Origin of the sequence: Streptomyces canus 299MFChir4.1 (genome assembly GCF_000383615.1) — a bacterium.
Classification (GTDB): Bacteria; Actinomycetota; Actinomycetes; order Streptomycetales; family Streptomycetaceae; genus Streptomyces; species Streptomyces canus_C.
The window spans coordinates 1-14,642 of sequence record NZ_KB911593.1 but is presented as its reverse complement, the minus strand read 5'-3'; the positions used below and the strand labels follow the sequence as shown (position 1 = coordinate 14,642).

16 protein-coding genes and 1 tRNA gene are annotated in these 14,642 nt (G+C 69.4%); 13 read left to right on the top strand and 4 right to left on the bottom strand.

From position 1 onward, the window contains the following. The 10 genes from H293_RS0124775 (at position 1) to H293_RS0124730 (ending at position 10,148) form a co-directional block, all read left to right on the top strand. Positions 1-570 (top strand): NuoI/complex I 23 kDa subunit family protein, encoded by a 570-nt coding sequence (locus H293_RS0124775; RefSeq protein ID WP_020120538.1) that lies wholly within the window; start codon positions 1-3, stop codon positions 568-570. After that, positions 567-1,295, top strand: a complete 729-nt coding sequence (locus tag H293_RS0124770; protein ID WP_020120537.1) for an NADH-quinone oxidoreductase subunit J family protein — start codon at positions 567-569, stop codon at positions 1,293-1,295. Before H293_RS0124775 ends, H293_RS0124770 begins: the two co-directional genes overlap by 4 nt. Further along, on the top strand, positions 1,295-1,711 hold the full coding sequence (nuoK, locus tag H293_RS0124765) for an NADH-quinone oxidoreductase subunit NuoK (protein ID WP_020120536.1): 417 nt from the start codon (positions 1,295-1,297) through the stop codon (positions 1,709-1,711). Before H293_RS0124770 ends, nuoK begins: the two co-directional genes overlap by 1 nt. Next, complete coding sequence (locus H293_RS0124760; protein WP_020120535.1) at positions 1,708-3,702, top strand: NADH-quinone oxidoreductase subunit 5 family protein; 1,995 nt, start codon at positions 1,708-1,710, stop codon at positions 3,700-3,702. The genes nuoK and H293_RS0124760 overlap by 4 nt, the downstream gene beginning before the upstream one ends. A 6-nt stretch (positions 3,703-3,708) precedes the next feature. Next, the gene (locus H293_RS0124755; protein ID WP_020120534.1) at positions 3,709-5,283 is read left to right on the top strand and encodes an NADH-quinone oxidoreductase subunit M; all 1,575 of its coding nucleotides are present in this window, start codon (positions 3,709-3,711) and stop codon (positions 5,281-5,283) included. A 14-nt stretch (positions 5,284-5,297) separates the two neighbouring features. Then, positions 5,298-6,842, top strand: a complete 1,545-nt coding sequence (locus tag H293_RS0124750) for an NADH-quinone oxidoreductase subunit N (protein ID WP_028808162.1) — start codon at positions 5,298-5,300, stop codon at positions 6,840-6,842. Between the two features lie 211 nt (positions 6,843-7,053). Next, positions 7,054-7,917: a zinc metalloprotease HtpX gene (gene htpX / locus H293_RS0124745; RefSeq protein ID WP_020120532.1), complete on the top strand. Its 864-nt coding sequence runs from the start codon at positions 7,054-7,056 to the stop codon at positions 7,915-7,917. Continuing rightward, a complete protein-coding gene (locus H293_RS0124740) occupies positions 7,914-8,306 on the top strand; it encodes a YccF domain-containing protein (RefSeq protein WP_020120531.1) in 393 nt (130 codons plus the stop codon). The genes htpX and H293_RS0124740 overlap by 4 nt, the downstream gene beginning before the upstream one ends. Positions 8,307-8,321: 15 nt before the next feature. Continuing rightward, entirely contained in the window at positions 8,322-9,494 is a 1,173-nt protein-coding gene (locus tag H293_RS0124735; RefSeq protein ID WP_020120530.1) for a barstar family protein, read from the top strand. 84 nt (positions 9,495-9,578) lie between these two features. Next, the gene (locus H293_RS0124730; protein ID WP_020120529.1) at positions 9,579-10,148 is read left to right on the top strand and encodes an SMI1/KNR4 family protein; all 570 of its coding nucleotides are present in this window, start codon (positions 9,579-9,581) and stop codon (positions 10,146-10,148) included. Between the two features lie 30 nt (positions 10,149-10,178). Here H293_RS0124730 and H293_RS0124725 read toward each other — a convergent pair whose 3' ends face one another. Next, entirely contained in the window at positions 10,179-11,423 is a 1,245-nt protein-coding gene (locus H293_RS0124725) for an APC family permease (protein ID WP_020120528.1), read from the bottom strand. A 212-nt stretch (positions 11,424-11,635) separates the two neighbouring features. On the opposite strand from H293_RS0124725, the gene H293_RS0124720 reads away from it, so the two are divergent. Next, positions 11,636-11,902, top strand: coding sequence for a GlsB/YeaQ/YmgE family stress response membrane protein (locus H293_RS0124720; protein ID WP_007384028.1), 267 nt, complete (start codon positions 11,636-11,638; stop codon positions 11,900-11,902). A 101-nt stretch (positions 11,903-12,003) separates the two neighbouring features. On the opposite strand, the gene H293_RS0124715 is transcribed toward H293_RS0124720, so the two are convergent. Continuing rightward, on the bottom strand, positions 12,004-12,492 hold the full coding sequence (locus tag H293_RS0124715; protein WP_020120527.1) for a YajQ family cyclic di-GMP-binding protein: 489 nt from the start codon (positions 12,490-12,492) through the stop codon (positions 12,004-12,006). Positions 12,493-12,727: 235 nt separating this feature from the next. On the opposite strand from H293_RS0124715, the gene H293_RS0124710 reads away from it, so the two are divergent. Further along, positions 12,728-12,809, top strand: a tRNA-Tyr gene (locus H293_RS0124710). Between the two features lie 256 nt (positions 12,810-13,065). On the opposite strand, the gene H293_RS59270 is transcribed toward H293_RS0124710, so the two are convergent. Together H293_RS59270 and H293_RS0124700 are read right to left on the bottom strand one after the other, a co-directional pair. Beyond that, the gene (locus H293_RS59270; RefSeq protein ID WP_020120526.1) at positions 13,066-13,242 is read right to left on the bottom strand and encodes a hypothetical protein; all 177 of its coding nucleotides are present in this window, start codon (positions 13,240-13,242) and stop codon (positions 13,066-13,068) included. Positions 13,243-13,583: 341 nt separating this feature from the next. Further along, a complete protein-coding gene (locus H293_RS0124700) occupies positions 13,584-14,123 on the bottom strand; it encodes a hypothetical protein (protein WP_020120525.1) in 540 nt (179 codons plus the stop codon). A 275-nt stretch (positions 14,124-14,398) separates the two neighbouring features. On the opposite strand from H293_RS0124700, the gene H293_RS0124690 reads away from it, so the two are divergent. Then, positions 14,399-14,642, top strand: a 244-nt coding sequence (locus tag H293_RS0124690) for a helix-turn-helix domain-containing protein (protein WP_028808160.1), incomplete at its 3' end; no start/stop codon positions are given.

Sequence of the window (14,642 nt, the reverse complement as noted above, 5' to 3'; positions counted from 1 at the left end):
ATGGCCCCCATTCCTGGCTCGGGACTGGCCAAGGGCCTGGCCGTCACCCTGCGCACGATGACGAAGAAGACCGTCACCGAGCAGTACCCCGACGCCCAGCCCGACCTCCCGCCCCGTACCCGCGGGGTGATCGGCCTGTTCGAGGAGAACTGCACGGTCTGCATGCTGTGCGCCCGTGAGTGCCCCGACTGGTGCATCTACATCGACTCCCACAAGGAGACGGTCCCGGCGGCGACCCCCGGTGGCCGCGAACGCAGCCGTAACGTCCTCGACCGCTTCGCCATCGACTTCTCCCTCTGCATGTACTGCGGTATCTGCATCGAGGTGTGTCCTTTCGACGCCCTGTTCTGGTCCCCGGAGTTCGAGTACGCCGAGACCGACATCCGCGAGCTCACCCACGAGCGGGACAAGCTCCGGGAGTGGATGTGGACCGTCCCGGCCCCACCGGCCCTCGACCCCGGAGCCGAGGAACCGAAGGAGATCGGCACCGCCCGCAAGACCGCCGAGAAGCTGGCGGCGGCCCAGGCCGAGCCGACCGCGCCGGCCGACCCCCAGGGGGAAGAGTCGTGACCCTCGCTCAGGAGGCGCACGGCTTCCTCTCCCCGACCGGCGTCGAGATCGCCTTCCTCCTCGTCGGCCTGGTCACCTTCGGCGCCGCGATCGTCACCGTCACCACCAAGCAGCTGGTGCACGCCGCCCTGTGGCTGGTGGTGGCCCTCGGCGGCCTCGCCGTCGAATACCTCCTGCTCACAGCCGAGTTCATCGCCTGGGTGCAGGTCCTCATCTATGTGGGTTCCGTCGTCGTCCTCCTTCTGTTCGGTCTGATGCTCACCAGGGCCCCCATCGGCCGCTCCCCGGACGCCGACTCCGGCAACCGCTGGGCCGCCCTCGTCGTGGCCCTCGCCGCGGCGGCCGCTCTCGTCTGGGTGGTCGCCGACGCCTTCCGCACCACCTGGATCGACCTGGACGGCCCCGCCGCCGGATCCACCGAGGCCACCGGCGCGAGCCTCTTCCAGAACTGGGTCCTCCCCTTCGAGGCTCTCTCCGTCCTGCTCCTTGCGGCACTGGTCGGCGCGATCGTCCTGTCCCGCAAGGCGAAGGCGGAGTTGAGTTCTCCCCCTGTGAACTCCCGAGTCGCGACCGGTAGTTCCCCATCCGTCCCGGATTCCCGTAATCACCCGATCGGGCGAAATGAGCCGGTCGCTGGAACCAAATCGACCAAGGGAACCCCGTCGACCAGAGGAACCGAAACGGCCAAGGGAACCGAGTCCGCCGAGCAGGAAGGCGCCCGCTGATGCACCTCGCCTATCCCGCCGTACTCTCCGCCCTCCTCTTCTGCACCGGCCTCTACGGCGTCCTCGCCCGCCGCAACGCGATCCTCGTCCTGATGTCGGTCGAGCTGATGCTCAACGCCGTCAACCTGAACCTGGTCGCCTTCGACGTCTGGCTCAGCAAGGCCGCCGAGGAGACCCTGCACTCCGGCCAGGCCCTCACCCTGTTCACCATCGCCATCGCCGCCGCCGAGATCGGCATCGGCCTCGCGATCGTCCTCGCCGTCCACCGCAACCGCGGCACCGCCGACATCGACAAACTCCGCGACACGGCCGAGGGCCACGAACCCGACGACCGCGACGACACCGACAGCGAAGCCCGTCCGGCCGAGCAGGCCGCAGGATCCGGGCGGACCGGGAAGGCTGAGGCCACCGCGTGACCACGACCACCCTCGCCGTCCTCGTCCCCCTCCTTCCTTTCCTGGGCGCCGCGACCGGCCTGCTCCTGGGCCGCACGGCCCCCGGGTTCGTCCGTCCGCTCGCCGTCCTGCCTCCCCTGGCCGCCCTCGCGCTCGCCGTTGTGGTCGCCGTCCGCCAGGGCGGCGACCAGGCGGTGAACGCCGCCACCGAACTCACCCCGACCGGCTCGGTCCCGATCGAACTCGCCCTGTACATCGACGGCTTCGCCGCGCTCGTCGCCGTCCTCGTCGGCTTCGTCGCCACCTGCGTGCAGATCTACTCGACGGGCTACCTGCGCGACGACCCGCGCTACCCCTCATACGCCGCTCTCGTCTCCCTCTTCACCTCCGCGATGCTGCTCGTCGTCTACTCCGGCGACCTGATCGTGCTGCTGGTCGGCTGGGAGATCATGGGCATCTGCTCGTACTTCCTGGTCGGCCACTACTGGGAGACCCCGGAGGCCCGCGCCGCCTCCCTCAAGGCCTTCCTGGTGACCAAGCTCGGTGACGTCCCCTTCCTGATCGGCCTGTTCGCGCTGGCCACCGACGCCGGCTCCTTCCAGATCACGAAGGTCCTCGACACCGTCTCGCACGGCGGGCTCGACCATCCGACCCTGATCGCCCTGCTCCTTCTCGCGGGTGTGGCCGGCAAGTCGGCGCAGTTCCCCCTGCACACCTGGCTTCCCGACGCGATGGCCGGCCCCACGCCCGTCTCCGCGCTGATCCACGCCGCGACGATGGTCGCCGCCGGTGTCTACTTCATCGCCCGTCTCCTCCCGGTCTTCGAGGCCTCCCAGGCCGCGATGGTCGTCCTCGCCGTCATGGCCGCCGTCACGATGCTCGGCTCCGGTCTCGCCGCGCTCGCCCAGGACGACATCAAGCGCGTCCTCGCCTACTCGACGATCGGCCAGCTCGGCTACATGACCGGCGCCCTAGCCGTCGGCGACCGCGGTGCCGCCGTCTTCCACCTCATCTCCCACGGCGCCTTCAAGGCGCTGCTGTTCCTCGCGGCCGGCGTGATCATCCATGCTTCCGGCACCAACTCACTGGCCGTCATGTCCCGGATGAAGGACCTGCGCGCCCGTATCCCCGACGCCTACTGGACGATGACCGTGGCGCTCCTCGCGCTCGCCGCGATCCCGCCCTTCAGCGGCTTCTTCTCCAAGGAGTCCGTCCTCGGCGCCGCCGAACACGTCGCCACCGGCCACTCGGAGCACGTTCCTGGTGCCGCGGGCTGGATCACTCTGGTCGCCGGCCTGCTCACCGCCCTCCTGACCGCCGCATACGCGACCCGTCTGTGGCTGCTGACCTTCTACGGGCGGGGTGTCGAAGCCCCCGACCACGGCCGCCAGCCGCTGACGATGACCGTGGTGCTGTGGGTCCTCGCGGCCCCTTCCCTCGCCCTCGGCGCGTTCGCCTACCGCGTGCTGCCCGACTGGTTCGACGGGCGCGACCTCACCCCGACCCTCACCACCTCCGTCACCGGCACGGGCGTGGCCCTGATCGGCGGCATCGTCACCTACGCGGCCTGGCGCCACACCAGCTCGATCGCGGCCCGCGTCCCGCTCGGTGCGGTCGCCGCCCACCCCGAAGGCGACGCCGGACTCGTCGAGGCCGAGGCCATCGCCGCCCATGAGCCCGCCTACGGAGATGTGGCCTACGCGCCCGACCCCGCCGACCCCGGACGGTTGCTGCTCGGGCCCCTGCACCGCCACGCGGCCGTCGGCTTCCACCTGGACGTCCTGTACACAGCCCTCTTCGTCCGCCCGGTCCAGGCCGGAGCAGCCCTCGTCCGCTTCCTGGACCGCGAGGTCGTCGAGACCTACGTACGCGGCGCGGGCGCGCTGCCCCGTTGGCTCGGCACCGCTGTACGACGCGCCCAGACCGGAAATCTCCAGACCTATGTGAGCGCGCTGCTCGCCGGCACCGTCGTCCTCGCGGTCGCCGTCGTCCTCGTCGCCACGGGAGCGTGAGCAGGCGTGATCGATATCAACGAGTCCGTGATGCAGTTCCTTCTGGCGTTCGTCGTGGCCGGCCCGCTCCTGGGTGCTGTCACGGCTCTGCTGCCTGCCCCGCCCGGACTGAAGGGGAAGTCGCCCGACCAGGCCGTACTGCGGCACGGGGTGACCGTCACCGGCGTGATCCTCATCGCCGCGATCGTCCTCGCGCTCGGCTTCGACCACGACCATCCGTCGAAGATGCAGGCCACGACCGACATCAGCTGGATCCCCGCACTCGACGTGCGCCTCCACCTCGGCATCGACGGCATCTCCCTCCCCCTTCTGGTCCTGACCGCGCTGCTGACCTTCCTCTGCGCGCTCTACTCCTACTTCAAGATGCCTTCGGGGCCGACCCCGAAGGCCTTCGTCGCGCTGCTGCTCGTCCTTGAGTCCGGCACCCTCGCGACCTTCGCCGTCCTCGATCTGCTGCTGTTCTTCCTCGCGTTCGAGACGGTGCTCATCCCGATGTACTTCCTCATCGCCCGCTGGGGCGGCGCGGACCGCCAGGCCGCCGCCTGGCGCTTCATCCTCTACACACTGCTCGGCTCGGTCGTCATGCTGCTCGGCCTGCTCCTGATCGGGGTCAAGGCGGGCACGTTTGACATGGTGGCACTCGCCACTGACAACGGCCGGTCGCTGACCACATCCGTGCAGGTCATCGCCGTTCTGGCGATCGGGATCGGACTCGCGGTCAAGACCCCGATGTGGCCGCTGCACAGCTGGCTGCCCGACGCCCACACCGCCGCGCCGACCGTCGGCTCGGTGCTGCTGGCCGGCGTCCTGCTGAAGATGGGTACGTACGGGTTCGTCCGCATTCTGCTGCCGATCGCGCCCGACGGCTTCCGCGACTTCGCGCCCTACCTGGCCGCCTTCGCCGTGGTCGGGATCATCTACGGATCACTGGCCTGTCTCGCCCTCGCCAAGCGGGGCGCGAAGGGCGATCTCAAACGCCTCATCGCCTACTCCTCCGTCGGCCACATGGGCTTCGTCCTGCTCGGCATCGCCACCATGACCCCGACCGGCGTGAACGGCGCCCTGTTCGCCAACATCGCCCACGGCCTCATCACCGGCCTCCTGTTCTTCCTGGTCGGCGCCCTGAAGGACCGCACCGGCACCACCGACCTCGACACCCTGGCCGAGGAGACCGGGGCCGCCCTGTACGGCAAGGCCCCCCGCCTCGGCGGCCTGCTGGCCTTCGGCGCGGTCGCCTCGCTCGGCCTGCCCGGCCTCGCCGGGTTCTGGGGCGAGATGCTGGCGCTCTTCGGAGCCTTCAAGCCCGCGGACGACCTCAGCCGCCCCGCCTTCCTCACCTTCATGGCGATCGGCGCGTTCGGCACCCTCCTGACCGCCGCCTACATGCTTGTCGTGGTCCGCCGCGTCTGCATGGGCGCAACACCCCAGGACGCCCCTCAACTCGCCGATGTCCACACGTACGAGTTCGCGGCCTGGACGCCGCTCGTGGCCCTCACCGTTGTGGCGGGCCTGTGGCCGAAGGCCCTCCTCGGCCTCACCGACCCGGCCGTCCAGCAGCTCCTCGCAGGAGGCAACCGATGAGCACCCTGGCCGCCATGGCCCAGCCACTGGCTTCGTCGGCCCAGCCGCTGACCGCGACGGCCGCGAACCTCGTCCAGTCCGTCGACTGGCTCGCGATCGCGCCGCCGACCGTCGCAGCGGTCGTCGGACTCATCGTCCTCGTCGCCGACCTGTTCGTCGGCGAACAGAGAAAAGCCCTGCTCGGGTGGGTCTCGGTAGCGGGCCTGGCCGCCGCCGCGCTCCTGCTGCTGCCCCTCCTGGACGGCGACCGCAGCACCTTCTGCCTGACCGGCGACGGCGGTGTCTGCAGCTACACGGCGGACCGCTTCACGCTCGTCATCCAGTTCCTCGTCCTCGGCGGCGCCCTCCTCGCCGCTCTCCTGTCGGTCACCACCCTCAAGGACGCCGACAGGAGACTCCCCGAAGGGGAGTACTGGTTCCTGTTGCTCTCCTCGGCCGCCGGAGCCGCCCTCCTGCCGGCCTCCCGCGACCTGGCGACCCTGATCGTCGCCCTGGAAGTCGCCTCCCTGCCCGCCTTCGCCCTGGTCGGCATCCGGCCCGGCGACAGGAGGTCGTCCGAAGCAGCACTGAAGTTCTTCCTGTCCTCGGTCACCGCCACCGCGGTCAGCCTCATGGGCATCAGCTTCGTGTACGCCTCCACGGGCACCCTCTACCTCACCCAGGTCGCCGACCGCATCCAGCACGTCGACGGACAGCTCCACACGCTCGCCCAGACCGGTGTCGTCCTCACCCTCGTCGGTTTCGCCTTCAAGACCGCTGCTGTGCCCTTCCACTTCTGGGTGCCCGACACGTACGTAGGCGCGCCTCTCCCGATCGCCGCCTACCTGTCGGTCGTCGGCAAGGCGGTCGGCTTCTCCGGGCTGATCCTGATCACCGTCGTCGCCCTGCCGTCGTACGCCGACGTCTGGGGACCGGCGCTCGCCGCGCTCGCCGCCCTCACCATGACCGTCGGCAACGTCGGCGCCCTCCGGCAGCAGGCCACGCGCGCGTACAGCGCCGTACGGCTGCTCGCCTGGTCCTCCGTCGGCCAGGCCGGCTACCTCCTCGTCCCGATCGCCGCCGCCGCGTACTCCGACGACGCCGAGCGGTCCGTAGGCTCCACCGTCGCCTACGCCCTCATGTACGCCGCCGTGAACCTCGGCGCCTTCGCGGTCGCCGCGCTGGTGGGCCGTACGAAGCCCGCGAACCGCATCACCGACTACCGCGGCCTCTACGCGACCAACCCGTTCGCCGCCCTCCTGCTGGCCTTCTTCCTGCTCTGCCTGGCCGGGCTGCCGCCGGGCATCATCGGCCTGTTCGCCAAGGTCACCGTCTTCTCGGCGGCCGTGGACGCGGGCCTCGGCTGGCTCGCCGTGGTCATGGCCGTCAATGTCGTGATCGCGCTGTTCTACTACCTCCAGTGGACGACGCTGCTGTTCCGGGCCCCGGACGGTGAACCCGCCGCACACCGCGTCCCCGCCCCTCTCACCGCCGCGCTCGCCCTGACCGGCGTCCTCGGCGTCGCCCTCTCGGGCGCGCCCCAACTGGTGCTGCGCTTCGCCGACACCGGGCTCTTCTGAACCGGCCCTTCCGAACCTGAACCGCCCTCCCGGACCGTCACCCGGACGGCCCACCTGGGCCTCCGCGCGCACAAGGGAACTAGTGGTCCTCGCCTGGCGTTGAGCAAGACGGGAAGGTCCACTGGACGTGACACCACGGACTGTGGCATCGGAAGACATCGGAGACCAGTAAGCAAAGGGTTCCCCTGCTGCACCACTTGGAGGGCGTACCGTGCACCGCCGGCACAACGGGCTCAGGACCGCAGTCCTCCTCGGGGGACTGTCCGCACTCATCATCGTCATCGGCAGCTTCTTCGGCCGTATGGGGTTGGTCGTGGCCGTCCTGATCGCGCTGGGCACCAACGCGTACGCGTACTGGAACAGCGACAAGCTGGCTCTACGCGCGATGCGTGCCCGTCCGGTGAGCGAGTTCGAGGCACCGGCGCTGTACCGCATGGTCCGCGAACTCTCCACCCAGGCCCGTCAGCCCATGCCGCGGCTGTACATCTCGCCGACCGAGGCGCCCAACGCCTTCGCGACCGGCCGCAACCCGCGCAACGCCGCGGTGTGCTGCACCGACGGCATCCTGCGCATGCTGGACGAGCGCGAACTGCGCGGTGTCATCGGCCACGAGCTCAGCCATGTCTACAACCGAGACATCCTGATCTCGTCGGTCGCCGGCGCCCTCGCCTCCGTGATCATGTTCCTGGTCAACTTCGCCTGGCTGATCCCGATCGGCCGCTCCGACGACGACGACGGCCCGGGCCTTCTCGGCATGCTGATGATCATGATCCTCGGACCGCTGGCGGCCAGCCTCATTCAGCTGGCCATCAGCCGCTCCAGGGAGTACGAGGCGGACGCGTCCGGCGCCCAGCTCACCGGCGATCCCCTCGCGCTCGCCAGCGCCCTGCGCAAGCTCGACATGGGCACCAAGCAGCTGCCGTTGCCCCCCGAACCGCGCATCGAGACCGCGAGCCACATGATGATCGCGAACCCTTTCCGCCCTGGCCAGGGACTGTCCAAGATGTTCTCGACACACCCGCCGATGGCGGAACGCATCGCCCGGCTCGAGAAGATGGCAGGTCGCCCCCAGTGAAAACCATCCTGAACGTCATTTGGCTCGTCCTGAGCGGCTTCTGGCTGTTCCTCGCCTACCTGGCCGCGGGCGCGGTGCTGTGCATCACCATCATCGGCATCCCGTTCGGCATAGCGGCCTTCCGTATCGGCGTCTACGCCCTCTGGCCCTTCGGGTACACCACGGTCGAGCGCCGTGACGCGGGCTCACCCTCCTGCGTCGGCAACGTCCTGTGGCTGGTCCTCGCCGGCTGGTGGCTGGCCCTGGGCCACATCGCCACGGGCCTCGTCCTCTGCCTCACGATCATCGGTATCCCGTTCGGCATCGCCAACTTCAAGCTGATCCCCGTGTCCCTGTTCCCCCTGGGCCGCGAAATCGTCCCCACGGACGAGCCGTTCGCGACCCGCTGACGGACGGCCGGGGGAGTGGGGACGCCGAAGTACGTCCTGCTGTCGTACGACCGGCAGGCCGAGTTCGACGGCGGGGAGGGCTACGAGGAGACGTGGGCGTGGTGCGAGGACGCCGAAGATCTCTTCGCCGACCCGCCTCCTCCCCTCCGGGAGGTCTACGACCTTCTCGGTTGCGCTCCCGAGGGGCAGTTGAGTGAAGCCCTCACCCGCGCGGGCGCCGAAGGACCGGCGCGCCTCGGGTCACTGACCCTGGAGATCCTCGACAGGACTGGCGCGGCGGTCGGCGAGTGGCATCTGGAAGAGGCCCTCCTCCTCGGCGACCGCCCCAGCGCCCGCGACCTGACACTGCGAGACGTCACCATCGAGGGAACCGCACTCGACCGCGACTCCTACGACTACCCGCGCCGACCGCCCCTGTCCGCGGGCTACCGCCTCCTGGGCCCGCACGGCGAACCGCATGGCACCTGCCGGGACCTGGCCTGTACATCCGAGGGCCCGGACGAGCCGACGGAAATCCCTCTGCGTCTGCTGGGCTGTTCTCCACAAGGCGCTCTGCGGAGGGCGCTGGACGCAGGGGAGGAGGATCTCGGCCACGCCAAGGTCCTGCGCATCGACACCTCCGGTCGGCCCGTGCAGTCCGCGGCCGAGGGTGAGCTGCGGGCCTGGATCCCGTCGGCGCGCGGTCCCGGCCTGGTCGATCTCACCCTCGACCTGTGGTCGGAGCGACCGCCCGTCGCGGCCGGCGAGGTATGGGACCTGTGGGCCGAGGGACGCCCGACGGAGTCCAACCTCTGGGCGCGATGCGACCACGGGGGACGGCAGTTCTGGCTTCGCACGGCGCTCGACAATCACGAGCACGGTGGCCAGGACCGGCCGCCCGGCACGAGGTTCCACCTCGACGGCCGCCACATCACCGACCTGCCCGGGTTCTTCTGCGCCCTGGGCGAGGCGGTGAACGGCCCCGGCGGTTACTTTGGCTGGGGCCTGGCTGCCCTGAACGACTGCCTGCGGGGCCACTGGGGCGCCGCCCCGCCCCTCCGCCTGGTCTGGCACGATTCCGTGGTCGCCCGAAGACATCTTGGCCTCACCCCGCAAGCCACACCGCCGGCCCCCCATCGGCCACCGGACTTCGACGAACTCCTCGCCTTTCTCACCGAAGGCGATCGCGTCGACGTCCACCTCGCCTGAGCCGACATCGGCCGGAATTTTCCACAACCCGGAGGTTGTCCACAGGCCTGCCCGGTTGTCAGTCCCGCCCTGCATCATGAATGCATGACCGAGAGCGAGCAGTTGCTGGCACGGGTGGCGGACAAGGCCCGCAACACCCGACCGTGGGGATGGACTTCCCTGCCCGAGCCGGTGGAGGCGGACACCCTGGCCCGCGCCGAGGCCGCACTGGGCTTCCCCCTGCCCCCGCTGCTCGCCGACCTCTACCTGCGGATAGGAGACGGCGGATTCGGCCCGGAGTACGGCCTGTTGCCCCTGCTCGACAGCGCTCCGGCCGGTGAACCCGCGGCCGTCGTGCAGTACCTGGCCAACCGCAAGAGCGGCCGTAAGGACCCCGACTGGCCCTGGCCCGAGGGTGTCCTGCCGATATCCCACTGGGGCTGTGCGATGTACGCGTGCGTGGACTGCCACAGCCGGGAAGCTCCGGTCCTCCTCTTTGAACCCAACGCCGGCGACCGCGACCACTCCTGGTTCGTGGACGCCCCCACCCTCACGGACTGGCTGCGGGCCTGGGTCGACGGCACGGGCTGGTACGAGGAGATGAACGAGGAGCTGGAGATGCCCCCTTGGGCGGAGTTCCCGATACGCACGGCACCGCCGACCCCCGCGACCTGACGACCCCTTCAGAGGCGCCCGCCCGCTGATCTACCGCCCCGCCCACCACTGCCGTACCCCGTACGCCACCACCCCGACCGCCAGCACCCCCGCGCCCGCGGCCACGGAGACCCCGGGCAGCGCGAAGGCCAGCACCACACACCCGAGCAACCCCACCACCGGCACTCCCCGGGCCGCCGGAGCCGAACCGAGCGTCCAGGCCGACGCGTTGGCCACCGCGTAGTACACGAGCACACCGAAGGAGGAGAAACCGATCGCGCCCCGTACGTCCACCGTGGCGGCGAGGACCGCGACCACCGCGCCCACGGCCAGCTCGGCCCGGTGCGGCACCTGGAAACGGGGATGCACGGCGGCCAGCGCGCCCGGCAGATGCCGGTCCCGGGCCATGGCGAGCGTCGTCCGTGAGACGCCCAGAATCAGGGCGAGCAAGGAGCCGAGCGCTGCCACGGCGGCACCCACCCGCACCACCGGCACGAGCCCCGGCATCCCGGCCGCCCGCACCGCCTCGGCCAGCGGCGCGTTCGCATGGCCCAGAGCGGCAGCGCCCAGTACGGAAAGGACAGCCACCGCCACACCCGCGTACACGACCAGTGTGATGCCCAGCGCCAGGGGGATCGCGCGGGGGATGGTGCGCGCGGGGTCCCGTACCTCCTCACCGAGGGTCGCGATACGCGCGTACCCCGCGAACGCGAAGAACAGCAGACCGGCCGCCTGCAGCACCCCGCCCACCCCGCCGGAGACCCCGGCGTCCAGCCGCCCGGCCTGTGAGGCCCCGGACCCCAGACACACGACCACCACGGAAGCGAGGACAGCGAGGACCACCGCCACGATCGCCCGGGTCAGCCAGGCGGACTTCTGGATCCCCCCGTAGTTCACCGCGGTCAGAGCCACCACGGCCGCGACGGCCACGGCGTGGGCCTGCCCCGGCCAGACGTACGCACCCACCGTCAGCGCCATCGCCGCACAGGAGGCCGTCTTTCCGACCACGAACGACCAGCCCGCGAGATAACCCCAGAATGGCCCGAGCCGCTCCCGCCCGTACACATAGGTGCCGCCGGAGGCTGGATAGATGGCGGCCAGCCGCGCCGAGGACGTGGCGTTGCAGTAGGCGACCACGGCGGCGACGCCGAGCCCGAGCAGCAGCCCGGATCCGCCTGCGCTGGCTGCCGGCCCGAGGGCGGCGAAGATCCCCGCGCCGATCATCGAGCCGAGCCCGATGACGACGGCGTCACCTACTCCCAGCGTGCGCCGAAGTTCGGCACCGGAATGCGTCATGGGCCGCACCCTACTGATGCCGTGCAACCGAGGGACGCGGCCCTGACGTCCTCTCCAGCAACGAAAGGCGAACACCCGCTCGACGAACACCGCACGCAGGCCGGACTCGTAAGACGTACGACCCATGCACACGAGCGCTCGCCCGGTCCGCCGGGACGGAGATCACAGTCCGCGGACAGTGCGGGCACAGCGCGGAAGGGCAGGTTCAGGGCATGAGCATCATCGGCTGGATCATCCTGGGGCTGTTGGCCGGAGCCATCGCCAAGTTCCTGCTGCCGGGCCGTGACCCGGGCGGCTTGATCGGGACGACTCTCATCGGCGTCGCCGGCGCGTTCATCGGCGGCTGGATATCGGCCCGCTGGCTGGACCACCCGGTCAGCAAGAGCTTCTACGACGGTCCCACCTGGGCCGCCGCGATCGGCGGCTCCCTCGTGCTCCTGATCGCCTACCGTCTCCTGTTCGGCAACTCGCGCGACTGACCCCGAACCGCAGCCAGCAGGCGAGAAGGGTGGGCACCGGCCAGGTGCCCACCCTTCCTCGTGGATCGGTGCCGATCGGTGTCGATCGGTGAATCAGCGGCTCACCGGTAGTTCACGAACTGGATCGCGAAGTCGAAGTCCTTGCCCTTCAGCAGGGCGATGATGGACTGCAGGTCGTCACGGCTCTTCGAGCTGACCCGCAGCTCGTCGCCCTGGACCTGGGCCTTCACGCCCTTCGGGCCCTCGTCACGGATGATCTTCGCGACCTTCTTGGCGTTGTCCTGGGAGATGCCCTCCTCGATCGACGCGAAGATCTTGTACTCCTTGCCGGAGAGCTGCGGCTCGCCCGCGTCGAGCGCCTTCAGCGAGATCCCACGCTTGATCAGCTTGGACTGGAAGACGTCGAGGACGGCGTTGACCCGGTCCTCGGAGTTCGCCTCCATCAGGATCTTGTCGCCGGACCACGAGATCGAGGCACCCACGCCCTTGAAGTCGTAGCGCTGGGAGATCTCCTTGGCGGCCTGGTTGAGGGCGTTGTCGACCTCCTGCCGCTCGACCTTCGAGACGATGTCGAAACTGGAGTCGGCCATGTCCTGTGGCTCCTTGTATCGGGGTGCGTGTCAACGTGCGTACGGATGCGTATCGGCGTACGTGGGGGCGGGCGCCGAGCCCGGTGTGAACCCGGGCCGCATCCGCCCAAGCCTAGTCACCCCATGCCCTCCGGGCGCAGATGAATCGGGTGGCGAAGCACCCCTCGGCATCGGGTATTGTTTACGTCGTTGCCACGGAGCACCGACGTAAGACGGTTCGAAGGGCAGCAACCCCGGCGGTGTGCCCGAGCGGCCAAAGGGAGCAGACTGTAAATCTGCCGGCTCAGCCTTCCCAGGTTCGAATCCTGGCGCCGCCACGCTGAGAAAAGACCCCCTCTGATCAGGGACGCAACCTGATCAGAGGGGGTCTTTCGTTGATCATCTCTCTTCGACCCGCGGTGGACGGGGGCGCGGACGTGTCTGACCTCGTACCGCTCATATCCCACTGTCGTCGAACGACTGGAAGACAGTCAGCATCAACGGGCGGGACGGCTGGGTCGCAGCAAAGTATGTGGCGTTGGGCGCCTGATTCCCTCGGAGCAGACCCGGTCCGCCCCTCGAGCTTGTCGGCGGTCATCCGTCCCGGGTGTCGTCCACCTGTTCGCCTTCCGCCTGGGACGGCTCAGTCCTGGGGACATCCGGGTGCATGGCCGCGCGTTCGGCAGGATCGTCCCGCTCGCCCTCAGCCTGGGAGGGCGTGTGAGAGTACAGCCACGGTTCGTAGTTCGAGTCCGAGGCGCCGGTTTTCATGGCAGGCCTCCTTGGTCGCTTGCCTTCCATGCTCCTCCTCAGACCGCAGCGGAGCTAGGGCGGTAGCGGGCTCTGGGGCGAGACGTGGGCGAGAAGTCTGCGTTTTTGAACGCCGGACACACCTCCCTGCTGTTGGATGGGGGGCGAGCGAGTGATCTTGAGGGGACCGTAGATCTGCGCAATGCCCGGGCCTTCCGACGGTCCGTGCTCAGGACGAGCATCATGCCCCCAGATGAGCACCGACTCGACGGATTCACTGCGGAAACGCAGGGGGGAGGCGGTCTCTTCGTGTGTCGGACGGTCTGGCGTCGGGTTGCGGGTACAGGACGGTGCTGTGCGCTTCAGGACACGCGTTCGTGCTCCTCTCGTAGTGCTGCGCGCATGTAGTGGAAGCGGTCCAAGGCCCGGCGCCTCATCCAGACGACCCAGCAGCAGAGGCAGATCATGGCGACCGCGAAAACGAGCGGGAAGGCCAGTGAGCCGGTGGCCACCCCGAGGGCGAGCAGGGCAGCGGTGATCAGGCCCATGAGGCCCAGCCAGTGCGGCAGCCACCGGCGGTTGCGTTCCAGCAGGCTCAGTTGGTCGTCGACCAGCCGCCGCATCGATTCGCGTTCCCCGGGCTCGCTCGGCACCTCGCGATGCCGGATCCTGCGGCTGAGCTCGGCGAGGCCGCGCGGGTCGGTGCCTGCCGCGCGGCTCGCCCGACGACGCCGTACGGCCACGCACGTGACGCCGATGGCGGCGTAGAAGAACCCCTGGATCACCCAGAGGACCGGATGGTCGCCCCTGCGGAACAGGGCGCTGACCCCCACGCCTAAAAGGAAGATCATGACCGCCTGTGCGGCCAGACTGCGTGCGAGCCAGCGCTTGAAGGAGCGCACGGCGCGTAGCTCCTCGGAATCGACAAAAGCCCCCGTCGTTTCCGAATGCCCTTTCGGCAGCCGCCTATTGGCAACGGCCGCAACAAGCCGTCAGCCCCTGTGCCCGGCAAGCCCCGAGGGCTGCTCGCCCGTAACCCTGTCGCCGTTCCTCGCACTCCCCCTCGGCGTCCGCCCCACCCAGTCCCCGCCTAGTGCCGCATCAAGCAACGTTCGCCCCGTGGTGATGTGTCGCCCGGTTGCTGCGCTGGGCAACATTGGACGGCGAGAATGCTCGCGTGGCTGAACGAGTACGGATTCGGGAGATCGATGATGACGAGGGCAGGAGGTTGCTGCGGATCATCCGCAGAGGCACCGGTTCCGTGGTGACCTGGCGGCGGGCCCAGATGGTGCTGTTATCGGCGCAGGGCATGCCCGTGGCGAAGATCGCCGAGGTGACGTTCACCAGTCCGGACCGGATCCGGGACGTGATCCACAACTTCAACACCGACGGCTTCGACTCGCTCTACCCGAAGTACAAAG